17 protein-coding genes and 1 pseudogene are annotated in these 19,913 nt (G+C 71.2%); 6 read left to right on the top strand and 12 right to left on the bottom strand.

Annotation, left to right across the window (positions count from 1 at the left end; genetic code table 11):
* Positions 1-21: 21 nt before the first annotated feature.
* Both adh and GA0070621_RS27970 read left to right on the top strand, forming a co-directional pair.
* Positions 22-1,527, top strand: coding sequence for an aldehyde dehydrogenase (gene adh, locus GA0070621_RS27975; protein ID WP_091201352.1), 1,506 nt, complete (start codon positions 22-24; stop codon positions 1,525-1,527).
* Positions 1,527-1,865, top strand: a pseudogene (locus GA0070621_RS27970) (DUF779 domain-containing protein); the annotation flags it as partial. The gene adh and the pseudogene GA0070621_RS27970, both read left to right, overlap by 1 nt.
* Positions 1,866-2,044: 179 nt before the next feature.
* Here the strand turns inward: GA0070621_RS27970 and GA0070621_RS27965 are convergent.
* The 8 genes from GA0070621_RS27965 to GA0070621_RS27930 all read right to left on the bottom strand — a co-directional run bounded on the left by GA0070621_RS27965 (position 2,045) and on the right by GA0070621_RS27930 (position 10,940).
* Positions 2,045-2,893 carry a DUF559 domain-containing protein gene (locus tag GA0070621_RS27965; RefSeq protein WP_091201350.1) on the bottom strand — a complete coding sequence of 283 codons (849 nt, stop codon included), beginning with the start codon at positions 2,891-2,893 and terminating at the stop codon, positions 2,045-2,047.
* A gap of 266 nt (positions 2,894-3,159) precedes the next feature.
* Positions 3,160-4,173, bottom strand: a complete 1,014-nt coding sequence (gene speB / locus GA0070621_RS27960) for an agmatinase (RefSeq protein ID WP_091201348.1) — start codon at positions 4,171-4,173, stop codon at positions 3,160-3,162.
* Positions 4,170-5,372, bottom strand: coding sequence for a saccharopine dehydrogenase family protein (locus GA0070621_RS27955; protein WP_091201346.1), 1,203 nt, complete (start codon positions 5,370-5,372; stop codon positions 4,170-4,172). Before GA0070621_RS27955 ends, speB begins: the two co-directional genes overlap by 4 nt.
* Complete coding sequence (locus tag GA0070621_RS27950; protein WP_091201344.1) at positions 5,372-6,793, bottom strand: NAD(P)/FAD-dependent oxidoreductase; 1,422 nt, start codon at positions 6,791-6,793, stop codon at positions 5,372-5,374. Before GA0070621_RS27950 ends, GA0070621_RS27955 begins: the two co-directional genes overlap by 1 nt.
* Positions 6,790-7,632, bottom strand: a complete 843-nt coding sequence (locus GA0070621_RS27945) for an ABC transporter permease (RefSeq protein WP_231920975.1) — start codon at positions 7,630-7,632, stop codon at positions 6,790-6,792. Before GA0070621_RS27945 ends, GA0070621_RS27950 begins: the two co-directional genes overlap by 4 nt.
* 55 nt (positions 7,633-7,687) lie before the next feature.
* Complete coding sequence (locus tag GA0070621_RS27940) at positions 7,688-8,599, bottom strand: ABC transporter permease (protein ID WP_091201341.1); 912 nt, start codon at positions 8,597-8,599, stop codon at positions 7,688-7,690.
* Entirely contained in the window at positions 8,596-9,750 is a 1,155-nt protein-coding gene (locus GA0070621_RS27935) for an ABC transporter ATP-binding protein (RefSeq protein ID WP_091201339.1), read from the bottom strand. Before GA0070621_RS27935 ends, GA0070621_RS27940 begins: the two co-directional genes overlap by 4 nt.
* Positions 9,751-9,755: 5 nt before the next feature.
* A complete protein-coding gene (locus tag GA0070621_RS27930; protein WP_091201336.1) occupies positions 9,756-10,940 on the bottom strand; it encodes an ABC transporter substrate-binding protein in 1,185 nt (394 codons plus the stop codon).
* Between the two features lie 204 nt (positions 10,941-11,144).
* Here GA0070621_RS27930 and GA0070621_RS27925 point away from each other — a divergent pair, with 204 nt between their 5' ends.
* Complete coding sequence (locus GA0070621_RS27925) at positions 11,145-11,657, top strand: Lrp/AsnC family transcriptional regulator (RefSeq protein WP_091202924.1); 513 nt, start codon at positions 11,145-11,147, stop codon at positions 11,655-11,657.
* Between the two features lie 55 nt (positions 11,658-11,712).
* On the opposite strand, the gene GA0070621_RS27920 is transcribed toward GA0070621_RS27925, so the two are convergent.
* On the bottom strand, positions 11,713-11,901 hold the full coding sequence (locus tag GA0070621_RS27920) for a DUF397 domain-containing protein (RefSeq protein ID WP_091201334.1): 189 nt from the start codon (positions 11,899-11,901) through the stop codon (positions 11,713-11,715).
* 520 nt (positions 11,902-12,421) lie between these two features.
* On the opposite strand from GA0070621_RS27920, the gene GA0070621_RS27910 reads away from it, so the two are divergent.
* Together GA0070621_RS27910 and GA0070621_RS27905 are read left to right on the top strand one after the other, a co-directional pair.
* On the top strand, positions 12,422-13,768 hold the full coding sequence (locus tag GA0070621_RS27910) for an aspartate aminotransferase family protein (RefSeq protein WP_091201331.1): 1,347 nt from the start codon (positions 12,422-12,424) through the stop codon (positions 13,766-13,768).
* A 124-nt stretch (positions 13,769-13,892) separates the two neighbouring features.
* Positions 13,893-15,272 (top strand): NAD(P)/FAD-dependent oxidoreductase, encoded by a 1,380-nt coding sequence (locus GA0070621_RS27905; RefSeq protein ID WP_091201329.1) that lies wholly within the window; start codon positions 13,893-13,895, stop codon positions 15,270-15,272.
* Between the two features lie 35 nt (positions 15,273-15,307).
* Here the strand turns inward: GA0070621_RS27905 and GA0070621_RS27900 are convergent, their stop codons facing one another.
* Positions 15,308-15,679: a DUF3499 domain-containing protein gene (locus GA0070621_RS27900; protein WP_091201327.1), complete on the bottom strand. Its 372-nt coding sequence runs from the start codon at positions 15,677-15,679 to the stop codon at positions 15,308-15,310.
* Positions 15,680-15,833: 154 nt separating this feature from the next.
* On the opposite strand from GA0070621_RS27900, the gene GA0070621_RS27895 reads away from it, so the two are divergent.
* Positions 15,834-16,283 carry a metallopeptidase family protein gene (locus GA0070621_RS27895; RefSeq protein ID WP_088963879.1) on the top strand — a complete coding sequence of 150 codons (450 nt, stop codon included), beginning with the start codon at positions 15,834-15,836 and terminating at the stop codon, positions 16,281-16,283.
* Between the two features lie 92 nt (positions 16,284-16,375).
* On the opposite strand, the gene GA0070621_RS27890 is transcribed toward GA0070621_RS27895, so the two are convergent.
* Positions 16,376-16,636 (bottom strand): WhiB family transcriptional regulator, encoded by a 261-nt coding sequence (locus tag GA0070621_RS27890; RefSeq protein WP_013284161.1) that lies wholly within the window; start codon positions 16,634-16,636, stop codon positions 16,376-16,378.
* 658 nt (positions 16,637-17,294) lie between these two features.
* The gene (locus tag GA0070621_RS27885) at positions 17,295-19,802 is read right to left on the bottom strand and encodes a bifunctional FO biosynthesis protein CofGH (protein ID WP_091201325.1); all 2,508 of its coding nucleotides are present in this window, start codon (positions 19,800-19,802) and stop codon (positions 17,295-17,297) included.
* Positions 19,803-19,913 lie beyond the last annotated feature (111 nt).

Genomic DNA, 19,913 nt, shown 5'->3' with positions numbered 1-19,913 from the left:
CAACGGACGGCGGAGGTACCCATGACGCGCTACGACGCGCCCACCCACTGGCAGTCCCGCTACGACCACTTCATCGGCGGCGAGTACGTGAAGCCGCACGGCGGCCGGTACTTCGAGAACCCGACCCCGGTGACCGGGCAGACCTTCTGCGAGGTGGCCCGGGGCACCTCCGAGGACGTCGAGAAGGCCCTCGACGCCGCGCACGGCGCGGCCGACGCGTGGGGCCGCACCCCGGTCGCCGAACGGGCGCTGATCCTGAACCGGATCGCCGACCGGATGCAGGAGAACCTGGAGTCCCTGGCCGTCGCCGAGACCTGGGAGAACGGCAAGCCGGTACGGGAGACCCTGGCCGCCGACATCCCCCTGGCCATCGACCACTTCCGGTACTTCGCCGGGGCGATCCGGGCCCAGGAAGGCTCGCTCGGCGAACTCGACGACGACACCGTGGCGTACCACTTCCACGAGCCGCTCGGCGTGGTCGGGCAGATCATCCCGTGGAACTTCCCGCTGCTCATGGCGACCTGGAAGCTCGCCCCGGCGCTCGCCGCCGGCAACGCGGTGGTGCTCAAGCCCGCCGAGCAGACCCCGGCGTCGATCCACTACCTGCTCTCGCTCGTCGCTGACCTGCTCCCGCCGGGCGTGGTCAACGTGGTCAACGGCTTCGGCGTCGAGGCGGGCAAGCCACTGGCGTCCTCACCACGGGTGGCCAAGGTGGCGTTCACCGGCGAGACCACCACCGGGCGGCTGATCATGCAGTACGCCAGCGAGAACATCAGGCCGGTCACCCTGGAACTGGGCGGCAAGAGCCCGAACATCTTCTTCGACGACGTCAGCGCGGTTTCCGACGACTTCCTGGACAAGGCCCTCGAAGGCTTCACCATGTTCGCCCTGAACCAGGGCGAGGTCTGCACCTGCCCGTCCCGGGCGCTGATCCAGCAGGGCCACTACGCGGACTTCCTCGCCGCCGCGGTCGACCGGACCCGTCAGGTACGCCAGGGCCACCCGCTGGACACCGAGACGATGATCGGGGCGCAGGCGTCGAACGACCAACTGGAGAAGATCCTGTCCTACCTGGACATCGGCCGGCAGGAGGGCGCCCGGGTACTGACCGGAGGATCCCGGGCCGACCTGGGTGGCGACCTGTCGGGCGGATACTACGTTGAACCGACCATCTTCGAGGGCGACAACTCGATGCGGATCTTCCAGGAGGAGATCTTCGGCCCGGTGGTCTCGGTGACCTCCTTCGCCGACCTGGACGACGCCGTCAAGATCGCCAACGACACCCTGTACGGCCTCGGTGCCGGCGTCTGGACCCGGGACATCAACACCGCGTACCGGGCCGGACGGGCGATCCAGGCCGGCCGGGTCTGGACCAACTGCTACCACGCGTACCCGGCGCACGCCGCGTTCGGCGGCTACAAGCAGTCCGGCATCGGCCGGGAGAACCACAAGATGATGCTGGAGCACTACCAGCAGACAAAGAACCTGCTGGTCAGTTACTCGCCGAAGAAGCTGGGCTTCTTCTGATGGGCGACCTGGTGACCCTCACCCCCGCGGCGGCCGAGCTGATCCGGTCGCTGCGGGGGCAGCACGGCCCACTCATGTTCCACCAGTCCGGCGGCTGCTGCGACGGCAGCGCCCCGATGTGCTACCCGGCCGGCGAGTTCCGCACCGGCTCCTCCGACGTCCTGCTGGCCTCGCTCTCCGTGGACGGCGTCGACGAGCCCGTGGAGTTCTGGATCTCTGCCGCCCAGTGGGAGCTGTGGAAGCACACGAGGCTGACGGTCGACGTGGTGCCGGGGCGTGGCAGCGGCTTCTCCCTGGAAGCCCCCGAGGGCCTCCGCTTCCTCACCCGCTCCCACCTCCCCCAACCCTCCCCACCCACCCTCCCTCCCCACCCACCCTCCCCACCCTCCCCACCCTCCCCGCCCTCTCCTCGGCGATCTTGCACTTTGGGTCGCCTTGATGTCGCATTTACGCCTTCTGCACCGCAAGGAAGTGCAAGATCGCCGAGGGGGTGGGGGGCGGGGGTGGGGGTGGGGGGTTAGGGGGTTAGGGCGGTTCGGATGGTGGTGAGGATGTGGGAGGGGCGGCGGTAGAGGTCGCGGTCGGTGAAATAGCGCATCCGCCAGCCGTTGGCGTCCAACCAGTTGATCCGATCGCGATCATGGCGGAGCCGGTCCCGGTCAAGGTGGGACAGGCCGTCGTACTCGATGCCGACCCTCCGTTCGCGGTACCCGAGATCGATGCGGAAGCGTGGAACGCCGTACTCGTCGTACACCCACATCTGCGGTTCGGGCACCGGCAGCCCTGCGTCGAGCAGGAGCAGCCTGAGCTGGCTCTCCTGGCGGCACTCCGAGCGCCCATCCGCGCGCGGCACCAGATCGCGTGCTTGGCGTACACCGCGCAGCGCCCGGTGCAGGGCCAACTCGACCAGGAGGTCGTCCTGAGTGACGGCACCCGAGCGGAGCGCGGCGTCGAGCACCGGCAGCGCGTCCGTCCGCCGAACGCTACGGGCCAGGTCGACGGCACACTGCGCGGCGGGTACGCAGGGCAGCCCACCGATCAGCACCGGACGCGCCGGCAGTACCGAGTGGTGGACGACCAGACCGGGGAGCCTGGGCTTGGCTATCTGCGGCGGGAGCTGGACGTGTACGAGCGCCTCGCGCAGTACGCCGAATCCGTGACGGCGGGCGGCGCTCTGCATCGCGAGCATGGCGCCCTCCGGCAGACACATCAGCAGGGCACGCAGCTCGTCCTCGTCGTCGCACACGTACGGCGCGTAGACGCCCCGCCGCACCCGTACGAGTTCTTCGCGGTCCACCTGGGTTCGGATCCGCCGTACGGTCAGGACGCGCATCAGTTCCCGGGTCCGCCACAACTGGGTAGACATCCCCCCACCCTGCGCCCCGCAACACCTGCCCCCGCCCCACCACCCCCACCCCCTGTGGACAACAACCTCCCCTGTGGACAACCCCACCCCACCCCCTCCCCCGTGCTAGCCCCCACCCTCCGCGCGCGATCTTGCAGTTGGCGCCGGCTACATGCCCGATTAGTGACGGTATGCCAGGACACTAACTGCAAGATCGCGCGGATAGGGGTGGGGAGGGTGGGGAGGGAGGGAGGGGAGGGAGGGTGGGCGGGGAGGGCGGGGAGGGGTTAGCGGGCGTCTAGGAGGGGTTGGTGGGGGTTCCAGGGTGGGGCGCCGGCGGCGTCGTGGCGGCGGCGGGCGATCGCGGACAGGGCTTCCAGGACCACTCGGTTGCCGAGGTAGGCGGTGATGTCGGCGTGGTCGTACGGCGGGGCCACCTCGACCACGTCCACCCCGACGATCGGCAGCTCGTAGCAGCAGCGGCGGACCGCGTCGAGGAGCTGCCGGGAGGTCAGCCCGCCGGGTTCCGGGGTGCCGGTGCCGGGGGCCATGCCCGGGTCGACCACGTCCACGTCGACGGAGAGGAACACGCCCTCGCACTCGTCCACCGCGATCCCGAACGCCTCGGTCAGGCACTCGTCGAGCCCGCGCGCCACCACCTCGGTCATCTCGTACGAGCGCATCCGCTGCCCGGCCATCCACGTCAGGGTCTCCGGGCCGGGCCAGTAACCGCGCAGACCGATCTGGAGGAAGCGGTCGCCGCGTACCGCGCCGGACTCGATGAGTCGGCGCATCGGCTGGCCGTGCCCGTGCAGCGAGCCGAACTCGATGTCACCGGTGTCGGCGTGCGCGTCGAAGTGCACCAACGACACCCGGCCGAGCCCATGGTGGCGGGCCACGCCGGTGGCGTCGGGCAGGGCGATGGAGTGGTCCCCGCCGAGGACGATCGGGATCGCACCGGCGGACGCGACCGCGTGCACGGCGGTCTCCAGTGAGGTCAGCGACCGTTCGATGTCGCCGGAGAACATCTCCACGTCGCCGGCGTCGTAGACGCGCAGGTCCCGCAGGCCGTCCACGCGCAGCGCCAGGGACGGGCGGGAGCCGTCGTGCGGCAGGTAGCAGGCCTGCCGGATGGCGGACGGGCCGAACCGGGTGCCCGGCCGGTGCGAGGTGCCGCCGTCGAAGGGCGCGCCGACGATCACCACGTCCGCGTCCGCGTAGGTGTCCGGCTCGTCGAGGGTGCACGGCGGCACCCCGAGGAACGTCACGTCGGGGCCGAACATCGGACCGTAGCGGGTCACCGCTCCTCCATCCCCCACGGCGAGCCGTAGCCGGTCAGCAGGTCGAGGAAGGGCCTCGGCGGCAGCGCCTCCGGGCCGAGCACGCCGGTGCCGGACCAGGCGCCGGTGGCCAGCAGCTCCAGCGCGACGATCGGGTTGACGGCGGTCTGCCAGACCACCGCCTGGTGGCCGTACTCCCGCATCGACCACTCGTTGTCGACCACGTGGTAGAGGTAGACCCGCCGCGGCCGGCCGTCGACGCCGGTGCCGGTCACGTACGTGCCGGCGCAGGTCTTGCCCCGCATCCGGTCGCCGAGCGTGGCCGGGTCGGGCAGGCAGGCGGCCACCACGTCGCGCGGGGAGACCTCGACGCCGCGTACGCGCACCGGCCGGGTCGAGTCGAGGCCCAGCTTGTGCAGGGTCTTGAGCACCTCGATGAACTCGTCGCCGAGGCCGTACTTGAAGGTGACCCGCCGTGCCTTCACCCAGCGCGGGATGAGCAGCACCTCCTCGTGCTCCACGTTGACGCACTCGACCGGGCCGATCCCCGCCGGGAACTCGAAGACCTCCGGCTCGGAGAACGGCGGGGTGGTGTACCAGCCCCGGTCGGCCTCCCAGATCACCGGCGGGTTCAGGCACTCCTCGATGGTGGTCCAGATGGAGAACGACGGGGCGAAGTCGTAGCCGTCGACGGTGAGGTTGGCGCCGTCGCGTACCCCGACTTCGTCGATCTCGGCGAAGAGTTCGTCGGCGGCGTAGCGGGCGAAGACGTCGGAGAGGCCGGGCTCGACGCCGACACCGCAGAGCGCGAGGCGGCCGGCGGCGGACCACTGTTCAGAAACGGCGAACTGGTCGTCGCCGAGCTTCACGCCGGTCTCCGCGTAGGGCACGGTCGGGTGCGGGTGGGACAGCGACATCGCCATGTCCAGGTAGTCGGCCCCGGCGGCGAACGCGCCGTCGAAGATCGGCATGACGAAGCGTGGGTCGACCGCGTTGAGCACGTGGGTGATCCGGTGCTCGCGGCAGAGCGCGGTGACCGCGTCCGCCGTGGAGGCGTCGAGCGCGGCGGCGACGAACCGGTCACCGTGCCCGGCCACGGCCCGCTCGGCGCGGCCGAGGTCGTGGTCGGCGACCACCATGGTCTCGAAGAAGGAACGGCGGGCGGCGATGGCGACGGCGGCGGAGCCGACCCCGCCGGCGCCGACGAGCAGGATACGCATCAGGAATCGAACCCCAAACCAAAACGATCGAGCGTACGCAGCCACAGGTTGCGCCGACCCTCGCGCGCGTCGGCGCGGGCCAGCGACCAGCGGGTGAGATTGATGCCGGTGGCCCGGAACGGCTCCGGCGGGAACGGCAGCGGTTTGCCGCGTACCAGGTCGAGCCGGGTCAGCGGGGTCTGCTCACCGCCGAGCAGGTCGAGCATCACCCGGGCGCCGAACCGGGTCGCCCCGACGCCGAGCCCGGTGAACCCGGCCGCGTACGCCAGCCTTCCGTCGTACGCGGTGCCGAAGAACGGGCAGAACCGGGTGCAGGTGTCGATGACGCCACCCCACCGGTGGCTGAACCGAAGGCCCTCAAGCTGGGGGAACGTGGTGAAGAAGTGCCGAGCCAGGGCGGTGAAGGTGGCCTCCCGCTGCTCCAGTTCGGGGGCCATCCGGTTGCCGTAGTGGTAGATCGCGTCGTAGCCGCCGAAGAGGATCCGGCCGTCGGCGGTGATCCGGTAGTAGTGGAACTGGTTGCCGAGGTCGGCCAGCCCCTGCCGGTTCGCCCAGCCGACGGCCTTGCGCTGCTCCTCCGACAGCGGCTCGGTCATCAGCGCGTAGTCGTAGACCGGCACCAGCCAGGCGCGCAGCCGGCGCAGCAGCGGCGGGAACGCGTTGGTGCCGAGCACCACCCGCCGGGCTCGCACGCTGCCGGGCGTGGCCGCCGCGCCGCCGGTGGTGGCCGCCCGCAGCGCCGTGCCGTCGCGGTGCAGGCCGGTGACCCGGGTGTGCTCGTGCAGGCGTACGCCCAGGTCGAGGGCGGCGCGGCGCAGCCCCCAGGCGAGCCTCGCCGGGTCGAGCAGGGCCACCCGGTCCCGGTCCCACATCCCGCCGAGGTACGTCGGTGAGTCCACCTCGGCGCGTACCTCGTCCCGGTCGAGCAGGCGCACGTCGTGGCCGTACCGGCCGGCCAGCTCGGCGTCCTCGGCGAGCCCGGCGAGCTGGTACGGCTCGACGGCCACCGCCAGCTCGCCGGTGCGCTCGAAGTCGCAGTCGATGCCGTGCCGGTCGATCGTGGCGGCGATGGCGTCCAGGTTCTCCCGGCCGAGCCGTTCCAACTCGTCGATCTCGCCGGGGAACCGGTCGACGCCGTTGGCCAGGCCGTGGGTGAGCGAGGCGGCGCAGAACCCGCCGTTACGCCCGGACGCCGCCCAGCCGCAGGTGCCCGCCTCGACCAGGAGCACATCCCGGTCGGGCTCGGCCGCCTTGGCCAGCAGCGCGGTCCAGAGCCCCGAGTACCCGCCACCGACCACCAGCAGGTCGGCTTCGTGCGTACCGGTCAGCGGCGGCAGCGGGTCGGGGCGTTCCGGTCGGTCCAGCCAGTACGGGACGGGCGCGGCGTCGGCCAGCGCCCGGCCGGTATGCGGGAGTTTCATGATCCGCTCTTCGCCGTCGGCCGGGCGGCGACGGTGGCCGCGAGGGCGGCGCGTCGGGCCCGCCGGCCCTGCAACGAGCTGGCCCCCACGAGCAGCAGCGCGATCGCGAACATCGCCGTGCCGATGACGTTGACCTGCGGCGGGATGCCCCGCTGGGCGGCGCCCCAGACGTACATCGGAAAGGTGACGGTGGTGCCGGCGTTGAAGTTCGTGATGATGAAGTCGTCGAAGCTGAGCGAGAAGGAGAGCAGCGCGGCGGCCAGGATGCCGGGCAGCACCAGGGGCAGGGTGATCCGCCGGAAGGTCTGCCACTCGCTGGCGTACAGGTCCATGGCGGCCTCCTCCAGCCGCCGGTCCATGCCGGCGAGCCGGGCCTTCACGGTGACCACCACGAACGACACGCAGAACATCACGTGCGCGATGACGATGGTCCAGAAGCCCTGCGGCACCCCGGCCGCGACGAAGAGGGCGAGCAGCGAGGTGCCCATCACCAGCTCCGGGGTCGCCATCGGCAGGAAGATCAGCCCGTTGATCCCGGCCCGGCCCTTGAAACCGTGCCGGACCAGGGCGAACGCCATCAGCGTGCCGAGGACGGTGGCGACCAACGTGGCGATCAGGCCGATCAGCATGCTCCGGCCCACCGCGTCGCACATGTCGGCGGTGGCGCAGGGCTGCTTCCAGTTGTCCAGGGTGAACTCGTTGAAGTCGTAGGACAGCTTGCTCGCCGGCCGGTTGAAGGAGAGCCCGGCGACCACCAGGATCGGCAGCGACAGGTAGCCGAGGACCAGCAGGGCGGCGCCCATCACCCAGCGGTCGGCCAGCCAACGGGACAGTCTCACAGTGCCCGCCCTCCGTTCGCGACTGCGGGGCTCCGCTTCGCTGCACTCCTCCCGCTCACAGGACCTCCTCCGTACCGGCCTTGCGCAGATAGACGAAGACGATCGCGAGGATCGCCGCCATCAGCAGGAACGACAGGGCCGCGCCCTGCGGGTAGTCCAGCCGGACCAGGAACGCCGAGTCGATGACGTTGCCGATCATGTATTCGTTCGGCGTGCCGAGCAGTTCGGCGTTGATGTAGTCACCGGTGGCCGGGATGAAGAACAGCAGAGTGCCGGCGATCAGCCCGGGCATCGACAGCGGCAGGGTGACCTTCTGGAACGCCCGCAGCGGGCTCGCGTACAGGTCGCTCGCCGCCTCCAGCAGCCGGGGGTCCAGCCGCTCCAGGTTCGCGTACAGCGGCAGCACCAGGAAGGGCAGGAAGTTGTACGTCAGGCCGAGCACCACCGCGACCGGGGTGGCCAGCAGCCGGCCGTCCGGCCCGAGCAGGTGTACGTCGCGTAGCACACCGACCACCCAGCCGTTGTCCGACAGGATGGTCTTCCAGGCCAGCGTACGGACCAGGAAGCTGGTGAACATCGGCGCGACCACCGCGACCAGCAGCAGGTTCTTCCAGCGGCCGGCCTTCTGGGCGATCGCGTACGCCAGCGGGTAGCCCATCAGCAGGGCCAGCACCAGCGCGATCGCCGAGTAGACGAACGACCGGACGAACTGCGGCCAGTACGCCTGCAACGCCTCCGGATAGTTGCCGAAGGCCCAGGTCATCGCGTACCCGGTCGACAGTGATCCGCTCGGGTCGTAGAGGCTGGCCGCAGCGAGTTGCAGCAGCGGCAGGGCGAAGAAGACGAACAGCCAGGCGGCGCCCGGGAGCAGCAGCAGGTACGGCAGCAGCCGGGAGCGCCCTCGGCGGGCCGCCGGCGGCGCGGCCGACTGCCCCGAGCCGGTCGGCACGTGAGCGAGGGCGGTCATGACGCCACGCCCACCGGCGGCTCGTCGAGCAGCGGAGTGGTCTGGTCGTCCTCGCCGGCCTCGCGGTGCAGCAGGAAGGCGTGCCTGGGATCCCAGTGCGCGACCACGGGCGTGCCGACCGGGAGCCACCTGTCGACCCCACTGTTCGCGGCGAACGCGGACAACTCGCTGCCCCACGCCGTCCGCACCAGGTACTGCGTGCTCACGCCGACGTAGGAGGCGTCGGTGATGACGCCGCCGATGTGCTGGTGGTTGACCGGGACCGCGCCGGAGTGCTCGACCAGGTGCAGTTTCTCGGGGCGTACCCCGAGGAAGACCGGTCCCTGCTCGACGCGGGCCCGGCCGGCGGGCACCGAGAAGCGCGCGCCGTGCGCGGTGACCAGCACTTCGTCCCCGCTACGCCCGGCGGCCTCGCCCGCGAGCAGGTTGGACTGGCCCAGGAAGTTCGCCACGAACGCGCTGGCCGGGTACTCGTAGATCTCGGCGGGGGCGCCGAGCTGCTCGATCCGGCCCGCGTTCATCACCGCGACGGTGTCGGCCATGGTCATGGCCTCCTCCTGGTCGTGGGTGACGTGCACGAAGGTGATCCCGACCTCCGTCTGGATCCGCTTCAGCTCGATCTGCATCTGCCGGCGCAGCTTCAGGTCGAGCGCGCCGAGCGGCTCGTCCAGCAGCAGCACCTGCGGGTGGTTGATCAACGCGCGGGCCAGCGCGACCCGCTGCTGCTGGCCGCCGGAGAGCTGGGCCGGCTTGCGGCGGCCGTAGCCTTCGAGTTGCACCAGCGCGAGCATCTGCTCGACCTGTTCGGTCACCTTGCGGATGCCGCGCCGACGCAGCCCGAAGGCCACGTTCTCGTGGATGTCGAGGTGCGGGAAGAGCGCGTAGCTCTGGAACACGGTGTTCACCGGCCGCTTGTACGGTCGCAGCCCGGCGATGTCCCGGTCACCGAGCAGCACCTGCCCGCTGGTCGGCTCCTCCAGCCCGGCGATCATCCGTAGGGTGGTGGTCTTGCCGCAGCCGGACGCCCCGAGCAGGGCGAAGAACGAGCCCTGCGGGATGGTCAGACTGAGGTCGTCCACCGCGGTGAAGACGCCGAACCGCTTGGTCAGGTTGGCCAGGCGCAGGTCGCCGGCCGGTGTCTCGTGTCCCATCGTTCTCACGCCCCGATAACCTTCTGGAACTTGGCCTCGAAGTCCCGCTCCTGCTTCTCGTCCAGGGCCATGAACGGCTTGGCCTTCGACAGCATCGCCTCGTCGGGGAAGATCAGCGGATTCTTGGCCAGGTCCGGGTCGATCTTCTCCATCTCGGCCTGCGCGCCCTTGACCGGGCAGATGTAGTTGACGTACGCCGCGAGCTTCGCGGCCACCACCGGGTCGTAGTAGTAGTTGATCAGCTCTTCGGCGTTCGCCTTGTGGGTGGCCTTGTTCGGGACCAGCATGTTGTCCGACCAGAGCATCACGCCGGAGTCCGGGGCCACGAACTTGATGTTCTCGTTCTCGAAGCCGAGCTGGATCACGTCGCCGGACCAGCAGATGCAGGCGGCGATGTCGCCCTTGTTGAGGTCCTGGGAGTAGTCGTTGCCGGTGAACTTGCGGATCTGCCCGGAGTCGACGGCCCGTTTCAGCTTGGCCAGCGCGTCGTCGAACTGCGCGGTGGTGAAGTTCGACGGGTCGTGGCCGTTGGACTGGAGCAGCAGGCCCATGGTGTCCCGCATCTCGGACAACGCGGTCACCTTGCCCTTGAGGTCCGGGCGGGTGAGCAGCTCGTCGACCGTGCGGATCTCCTTGGTCACCTTGGCGTTGTACGCGAGTGCGGAGAGGCCGGACTGCCACGGGACGGAGAGCTGACGGTCCGGGTCGAAGGACACGTTGCGCAGCGACGGCAGCAGGTTGGCCTCGACGTTCGGCAGCTTCGACTTGTCCAGCTTCTGGATCCAGCCGAGCCGGATCATCCGGCTGGCCATCCAGTCGGTGAGGACCATGAGGTCGCGCCCGGTCGGCTGGCAGCCGGCGAGCTGGTTCTGCACCTTGCCGAAGAACTCGTTGTTGTCGTTGACGTCCTCGGTGTAGGTGACCTGAATGCCGGTCTTGGCGACGAACGCGTCCACGGTGGGCCGTTTGGCCGCGTTCTTCTCGTCGACGTCGATGTATTGCGGCCAGTTCGAGAACGCCAGCTTCTTCTCCGTCGCGGAGAGGTCCTCGCTCTTACAGCCAGCCTCGGTCTGCTGAGCGCCCTTGGTGCCGCAGCCGGCCAGGGTGCCCGCCGTCGCGAGCAGCGCGGCCGAGCCAAGGGTGCCGGTGAGCAGACCACGCCGGGTGAGGGGCCGGAGGGGACTACGCATGTGACGACTCCTAAGGGGGCGACGTCGGCGGGGGAACGGGGGCCTGCCAACGGGAGGGTCAATGGCGATGGACGACTGATCCTGACATGAGGTGACCTCCCTTACAAGGGATTCCGTTGCGGGAATAGCAATGGACCACGAAATACGCCAGACTGCGGCGGGCACTACGCTCAGCGCGAGGAATTCGGACATGGGGAGCGCATGATGGTCAACCGGCAACTGGAGAGCGGCAACGGGGCACGCCGGGTCACCGTGCGTGAAGGTGCCAGTCACGCACTGCTCGATGATGTTGCCAAGCAGATCATCGAGCAGCTCCAGGAGGACGGCCGACGCCCGTACGCGACCATCGGCAAGGCGGTCGGCCTCTCCGAGGCGGCGGTCCGGCAGCGGGTGCAGCGACTGCTCGACGCGGGGGTCATGCAGATCGTCGCGGTGACCGATCCGCTCCAGCTCGGCTTCCCCCGCCAGGCCATGATCGGCCTGCGTACCGACGGGGACCTGGAGTCCGTGGCGGACCGGCTCGCCGAATTCGAGGAGATCGACTACGTGGTGATCACGGCCGGCTCGTTCGACCTGCTGGCCGAGGTGGTCTGCCGCAACGACGCGCACCTGCTGGAGATCCTCCAGAGGCTGCGTACGGTCCCCGGCGTGGTGTCCACCGAGGCGTTCGTCTACCTCAAGCTGCGCAAGCAGACCTACAGCTGGGGCACAGCCTGACCGGACCGGCGGTCTGACCGGGCCGACGCGGCCGGGTCAGGCGGCGGCGACCGGATCAGGCGGAGCGCTTGGTCAGGTCGACGAAGGCGCGCCAGGCGGCCGGGGCGAAATCGAGGGTGCCACCGTCGCGGTCCTTGCTGTCCCGCACCAGCACCCGGCCGGGCAGGTTGTCGGCCACCTCGACGCAGTCGCCGCCGTTGTTGCTGCTGCGGGTGGCGGTACGCCAGCGGGCGTCGGTCTCCATGTGGTCGCCACTTCCCTGATCAGCTCGATCGACCGGCGGCGGGGGAACGCCTCACCGGCGACGCCCTCCCACCTGCGCCTCAGGCTAGCAATGTCCAGAGGGTCGCTCACGATCTCACCGCGGAGCTGGTTGTCCAGGTACGCCACCTCCGTGCAGCCGGGCAGCCGGGCAGCCGGGCAGCCGGGCAGCCGGGCAGCCGGGCAGCCGGGCGAGCATGAACGGCCCGGCCAGTCCGGTGTGCCACGGAGCATCGGCCGAAGGCCCTGGACCTGTCCCGTCAGCCCGCCTCGGGGCACCCATGGTGCGAGCGATATCGCGAACGAGTCAGCTCCAAAGGGCCTGGACCACCTAGAGCCACCCAGACGATGACTCTGCGGAATCCGTTGCGGTTGCAAACATCACTCGCTGAATCCGTTGCGCCGGACGGCTGATGCTTGCGTTATCGACACTGACTGTGGGATAACCGTGGGCAGAGCGGCCGGTGTCACCCCTGACCGGCCCGAGACCCGATGGGGCTGACATGGCCAACGCCACCGACCACCTCTGGATGCACTTCACCCGGATGGCCAGCTACTCCGCCGGCGAGGTACCGACGATCGTGCGCGGCGAAGGCGCGTACGTCTGGGACTCGCAGGGACGCCGCTACCTGGACGGACTCGCCGGGCTCTTCGTCGTCAACGCCGGCCACGGCCGGACCGAACTCGCCGAGGCTGCCGCCAAGCAGGCCGGCGAGCTGGCCTACTTCCCACTGTGGTCGTACGCCCACCCGAAGGCCGTCGAACTGGCCGAGAAGGTCGCCTCGCTGACCCCCGGTGACCTGAACCGGGTCTTCTTCACCACCGGCGGCTCGGAGGCCGTCGAGGCGGCGTGGAAGCTGGCCCGGGCCTACTTCAAGCGCACCGGCCAGCCGAACAAGCACAAGGTGGTCAGCCGCTACATCGCCTACCACGGCACCTCGATGGGCGCGCTGTCGATCACCGGCCTGCCCGGCATCAAGAGCGACTTCGAGCCGCTGGTGCCCGGTGGCATCAAGGTGCCGAACACCAACTTCTACCGCGCCCCCGAGCACGGCGACTCCCCGGAGGCGTTCGGCCGCTGGGCCGCCGAGGAGATCGGCCGCGCCATCGAGCGGGAAGGGCCGGACACCGTGGCCGCGGTCTTCCTGGAGCCGGTGCAGAACTCGGGCGGCTGCTTCCCGCCGCCGCCCGGCTACTTCGAGCGGGTCCGGGAGATCTGCGACGCGTACGACGTGCTGCTCGTCTCCGACGAGGTGATCTGCTCGTGGGGCCGGCTCGGCGAATACTTCGGCGCCGTCCGGTACGGCTACCAGCCTGACATCATCACCACCGCCAAGGGCATCACCTCCGGGTACGCCCCGCTCGGCGCGATGATCGCCAGCGACCGGCTGATGGAGCCGTTCCTCACCGAGACCGGCATGTTCGCCCACGGGGTGACCTTCGGCGGCCACCCGGTCTCCTGCGCGGTGGCCCTGGCCAACCTGGAGGTCTTCGCCCGCGAGGACCTGGTCGGTCACGTCCGGGCCAACGAGGGCGCGTTCCGGTCCACCCTGGAGAAGCTCAACGACCTGCCGATCGTCGGCGACGTCCGGGGCGACGGCTACTTCTACGGCATCGAGCTGGTCAAGGACAAGACCACCCGGGAGACCTTCGACGAGGCCGAGTCGGAGCGGCTGCTGCGCGGCTTCCTCTCCAGCGCGCTCTTCCAGGCCGGGCTCTACTGCCGCGCCGACGACCGGGGCGACCCGGTGGTGCAGCTCGCCCCGCCGCTGATCGCCGAGCAGCAGCAGTTCGACGAGATCGAGCAGATCCTGCGTGCCGTGCTCACCGAGGCGTGGGCGCGGCTCTGAGCAGCGGCTCACCTTCGGACGGGGCCGGGACTCGCGACGGCGGGGACCGGCCCCGCACCATTGGCACCGACCCGACCCCGCAGCCCGATCCGCGGCTGCGTCACGACCTGCCCCCGCCGGAGTGATGATGCGCTACCAGGAGCTGTCTTACTGGCTGTCCAGCGTGGACGAGCCGCTTGCCCCGCGCCCCGGGCTGCCCGGCGACGCCGACGCGGACGTGGTGATCGTCGGTGCCGGCTACACCGGCCTGTGGACGGCGTACTACCTGGCGGTCGCGGATCCGTCGCTGCGGATCGTCGTACTGGAGAAGGAGATCGCCGGGTACGGCGCGTCCGGCCGCAACGGCGGCTGGTGCTCGGCGCTGCTGCCCACCTCACTGCCCGCGCTGTCCCGCCGGCACGGCCGGGACCGGGCGTTGGACATGCAGCGGGCCATGCAGGAGACCGTCCGCGAGGTGGGACGCGTGGTCGCCGACGAGGGGATCGACTGCGACTGGCGGGCCGGCGGGACGGTGGTGCTGGCCCGCAGCGAGGTCCAGCTCGGCCGGGCCCGGGCCGCCGTGGCCGAGGCCCGGGAGTACGGACTGGCCGACGAGGACCTGGTGCTGCTGGACGCCGCCGAGGCCGCCGCCCGCTGCCACGCCGACGGGGTACGCGGGGGCACGTACACCCCGCACTGCGCCGCGGTGCACCCCGCGAGGCTGGTCCGCGGCCTGGCCCGGGCGGTGGAACGCCGGGGCGTACGGATCTTCGAGCGGACCCCGGTCACGGCGGTGCGTTCCGGTGCCGCGGAGACCCCCGCCGGGGTGGTCCGCGCCCCGGTGGTGGTCCGGGCGACCGAGGGCTTCACGCCCGCCCTGCCGGGGCAGCGACGCACCGTCGCACCGGTCTACTCGCTGATGGTCGCCACCGAGCCGCTTTCCGAGGCGACCTGGGCGGAGATCGGGCTGGCCGAGCGGGAGACCTTCTCCGACTACCGGCACGTCATCATCTACGGCCAGCGCACCGCCGACGGCCGGCTCGCCTTCGGCGGCCGGGGCGCGCCCTACCACTTCGGCTCCCGGGTCCGCCCCGACTACGACCGGGAGCCCCGGGTGTTCGCCGCGCTGCGTCGGGTGCTCGGTGAGCTCTTCCCGATGATCGGGCCGGAGGTGCCGGTGAGCCACACCTGGGGCGGGCCGCTCGGCGTGGCCCGGGACTGGTCCGCCTCGGTCGGGCTGGACCGGACGACGGGGCTGGCCTGGGCCGGCGGCTACGTCGGCGACGGCGTCGGCAGCAGCAACCTGGCCGGGCGTACGCTGGCCGACCTGATCCGGGGCGCGGCGAGCGACCTGACCGCGCTGCCCTGGGTCAACCACCGCTCCCCGAGGTGGGAGCCCGAGCCGCTGCGTTGGCTGGCGGTCAACGCCGGCCTGCGGGTGATGTTCTCCGCCGACGAGGCCGAACTCCGCACCGGGCGTCCCTCCCGCCGCGCCGCCGCCTTCTCCCGCTTCCTCGGCCACTGACCCCTGCCCCGGGGCAGGGTGGTGGGTGGCGCGGGTCAGTGGTTGGGGGGGATGACGCGGAGGTGGCCCCGGCGGCCGGTCTGCTGGGGGTGCTGAGGGGCGGCGTGGTCGTCCTCCGGGGGGCGCGGAGGCGCCGGGCGGGCGGCCTCGCGGACCGCCTCGGCCAGGGCGACCAGATCGTCGGTGGTGGGCGGCGGGGGCTCGAACTCGCCCTCGTGCCGGACCACGTCCCAGCCCCGCGGCGCGGTCAGGCTGCGGGCGTGCGGCTCGCAGAGGTCGTACGTGTGCGGCTCGGCGAAGGCCGCCAACGGGCCCACCACGGCGGTCGACTCGTTGTAGACATAAGTCAATGTGGCGACCGCTTGCCGGGGGCAGCCGTTACGGGAGCAGCGCCGTGGTGACCTCACGGCGGCAGGGTATCTCCATTACCGGCTCCGGCGCACCGCTTCGCGTTGCGACACGCCCGTCATGGTGATCACAATTCGTCCGATCGGATCACCGGCACGCCGTACCAGTGGCGCAACGGCGGGCGACCCGGTTGTGGGGGCTACCCTGTGCCTCATGACGAGCCCGGAACACCGCCGCCCCGGCTCCGGCCGGCGCACCCACCGCGACCGGCACGGGCGGGGGCTGCGGGGGCGGCTGGTGCCGGCCACCGTACCGCTGGCCCGGACCAAGGCCGAGGTCTTCGACGACCTGGTGCTGGACACGGTCGAGACGCTGGAGCGCCGCTTCGCCAAGGAGCTGGCGGGCGTCGAGTTCGCCGTCGAGGACGTACCGCCGGATCTGAACGTCTACGACTCGGACGTGCTGGAGGACGGCGAGGTGCCGCTCGCCCGGCTGCTGCCGGGGCGCCCGGGCCGGCAGGAGGTGCCACCGCGGATCGTGCTCTACCGGCGACCGCTGGAGTTCCGTGCCATGGACCGCGAGGACCTCGCGGATCTCGTACACGACGTGATCATCGAGCAGGTGGCGAACCTGCTCGGGGTCGATCCCGACGAGCTGGCCTGAGCCGGTCGCCCGCCGCCGCCTCCGGCCGCACGTCGCCGGCCGGGCGGTCGGGCCGAGCCGGGCGGCCCCCACCGCCCCGGCCCGGTCCCGCATCAGGCGGCGACCCGCCGCTTCAGCTTCCGCCGCTCCCGCTCGGAGAGCCCGCCCCAGATTCCGAACCGCTCGTCGTGCCCGAGGGCGTACTCCAGGCACTCCGTCTTGACCTCACACCGCGAGCAGATCCGCTTCGCCTCGCGGGTCGAGCCGCCCTTCTCGGGAAAGAACGCCTCCGGGTCGGTCTGCGAGCAGAGCGCCCGCTCCTGCCACTCCGGCGCGTTTCCGAGCAGGTCGGCCACCTCGAGCTGGCCGTCCATCAAATGCCTCCTTGTCGCGCACCGGCGTCATCGCCGCTGCAACCCCCCACGCGAAAGGCGTGCTTGTCCGTCCGGTCACAATTTGTTGCGTTCCGAGCGAACAACCCCATTCAAATTACACGCGTGTAATGCGTGCGCCGTCAAGCCAAACTTGATAATGGAGTCGCCCTCCCGACACGTTCCGGACGGTCATCTCCACCGCCCGAGCCTCGCAACCTGCCATATCGATTCAGACCCCGGACGGGTAACGCCCTCTCCGGCGAGTTGCCCGAGTTTTCTGCCGTGGCGCACCGGCGCGGACACCCCCGGCGGAGGCTCCGGCGGGCCGCACCTGGGCGGCCGTCGCGACACCGTCCAAGATCAGCATTGTGGTGGGGAAAAGGTTAACCCGCCCGGCGCGGCACCGCCCGTCGAGCCGGCGGACGCCGAGCACATCCGTCCACATGATGGACGCGACGCGACCGGGAGCGTGCTCGCGCGATCGAGTCGCAACCGTCCACTCGTCCCACCAGACGGTATGGCGACCGTTCTCCGGCCGAAGTGGACCGCGCAGCGGAAACTGCTCGGATTCGTGATCCCGGTGGTGAATTCGAAACGATTGGTGACAAGCCGATGACCGTCGCCGCCGTTGTCGACGCGAATCGGGAAAGGTTCGGCGCTACGCGCCGGCGTGACCGTACGCCGTCGTCCGCTTGCGGGCCGGCCGGCCCGCCGCCGCCGCGATCGCCCTGAGCTGCTCCTCGGTCCGGGCCGAACCGTTGCCCGAGCCGGCCATCCGGGAGATCGTCTCCTCCATCAGCGTGCCGCCCAGATCGTTGCAGCCGCCCTGGAGCATCGCCACCGTGCCCTCGTCGCCGAGCTTCACCCAGGAGCACTGGATGTTGGCGATCCGCCCGTGCAGCAGCAGCCGGGCCATCGCGTGCACCGCCCGGTTCTCCCGCCAGGTCGGCCCGGGGCGGGCGATGCCGGCCAGGTAGATCGGCGCGTTGGTGTGCACGAACGGCAGGGCCACGAACTCGGTGAAGCCGCCCGTGCGGTCCTGCACGCCGGCCAGCACCCGGAAATGGGCGAGCCACTGGCCGGGATGGTCGACGTGGCCGTACATCATCGTGGAGCTGGACCGGATGCCCAGCTCGTGGGCCGTGCTCACCACCTCGACCCAGGCGGCGGCCGGGAGCTTGCCCTTGGTGAGCACCCAGCGGACCTCGTCGTCGAGGATCTCCGCGGCGGTGCCCGGGATGGTGTCCAGGCCGGCGTCGCGGAGCTGGCGCAGCCACTCCTTCACCGGCACCCCGGCCTTCGCCGCCGCGGTGACGATCTCCATCGGCGAGAATGCGTGCACGTGCATGCCCGGCACCCGGGCCTTGATCGCCCGCACGATGTCGGCGTAACCGGTGACCGGCATCTTCGGGTCGATGCCGCCCTGGAGGCAGACCTCACTCGCCCCGGCCGCCCACGCCTCCTCGGCCCGGTCGGCGACCTGCTCCACCGAGAGCCGGTACGCGTCGGCGTCGCTCTCCCGCTGGGCGAAGGCGCAGAACCGGCAACCGACGTAGCAGACGTTGCTGAAGTTGATGTTGCGGTTGACCACGTACGTGACGTCGTCACCGACCGCGTCCCGGCGCACGTCGTCGGCGATCCGGCACAACTCGTCCAGCGCCGGCCCGTCGGCGGCGAACAGCGCCAGCGCCGCGTCGGTGTGCCGGGGCTCCAGCAGCGCCGCCGGGTCGTTCGCGGCCAGCCGCAGGCCGGTCGCCAGGTCACCCACCCCGACCGGTACGCCCCCGGCGGTCACCTTGCCGGCGACCTCGGCCCAGTCGCCGTAGACGCTGTCGAAGTCGCCCCGCCGGTCCCCGGTCCGCCCGGTGGTGTCGATGGTGGCGTGCAGGTCGGTACGCCCGCCGAAGACCTCGTCCGGCTCCTGCCAGGGCCGGCCGACCGGTCGGGCCGCCTCGACCGCCAGGCCCGTCTCCGGGTCGGCGAGGGCGGCGACGTGCGGCAGCAGGCGCGGATCCAGCCACGGGTCGCCCGCCCGGACGTACTCGGGGTAGATGGTCAGCCGCTCGCGCAGGGTGAAGCCGGCCCGCGCGGTGTGCCGGGCCAGCTCGTCGAGCTGCGGCCAGGGGCGCTCCGGGTTGACGTGGTCCGGGGTGACCGGCGACACCCCGCCCCAGTCGTCGATGCCGGCGCGCAGCAGCAGGTCGTACTCGCCCTCGATGAGGTTCGGCGGGGCCTGGACACGGGCCTTCGGACCGAGCAGCACCCGGGCCACCGCCACCGTGGCGGCCAGGTCGTGCAGCTCCGCGTCCGGCATGCCGCGCATCGCGGTGTCCGGCTTGGCGCGGAAGTTCTGCACGATCACCTCCTGGAGGTGGCCGTACTCCCGCTGGGTGCGGCGGATCGCGAAGAGCGCGTCGACCCGCTCGGCCAGGGTCTCCCCGATGCCGATCAGGAGGCCGGTGGTGAACGGCACCCCGACCCGGCCGGCGTCGTCGAGCACCCGGAGCCGGACGGCCGGCTCCTTGTCCGGCGAGCCGTAGTGCGGGCCGCCCGGCTCCGACCAGAGCCGGGTCGCCGTGGTCTCCAGCATCATGCCCATGCTCGGCGCGACCGGCTTGAGCCGTTGCAGCTCCGACCAGGACAGCACGCCCGGGTTGAGATGCGGCAGCAGGCCCGTCTCCTCCAGCACCGCCACCGCACAGGCCCGCAGGTAGTCCAGGGTGGAGTCGTAGCCGCGCTCGTCCAGCCACCGGCGAGCCGCCGGCCAGCGCTCCTCCGGCCGGTCGCCGAGGGTGAACAGCGCCTCCTTGCAGCCCTGCGCCGCGCCCTCCCGGGCGATCGCGAGGACCTCGTCCCGCTCCAGGTACGCGGCCGGGAGCCGGTGCGGCACGGTGGCGAACGTGCAGTAGTGGCAGCGGTCCCGGCAGAGCCGGGTCAGCGGGATGAAGACCTTCTTGGAGAAGGTGACCACCCCCGGGCGGCCGGCCTCCCGCAGCCCGGCGTCGCGCACCTCGCCGGCGATCCGCAGCAGCTCGTCGAGCGCGGCCCCGCGTGCGGTCAACAGGGCGCTCGCCTCGTCGACGTCCAGCGCCCGGCCGGTCGCGGCCCGGCTCAGGGCCCGCCGCACGGTCGCCTCGGTCGGCACGGACTCCCTGCGATCAACCATCCACTCAGCCTATGCGCTGCGTGGCCCGCCGCCGCCCGGCCCCGCACGGTGGGGGCGTGCCGCCGACCGGCCGACGACCGAGCCCCGGGCGTGGACACCGTGCCGGTCGGG

Source organism: Micromonospora narathiwatensis, from assembly GCF_900089605.1.
GTDB classification, from domain to species: domain Bacteria; phylum Actinomycetota; class Actinomycetes; order Mycobacteriales; family Micromonosporaceae; genus Micromonospora; species Micromonospora narathiwatensis.
The sequence above is the reverse complement of the archived record's forward strand: the minus strand, read 5'-3'. Positions and strand labels throughout refer to the sequence as shown.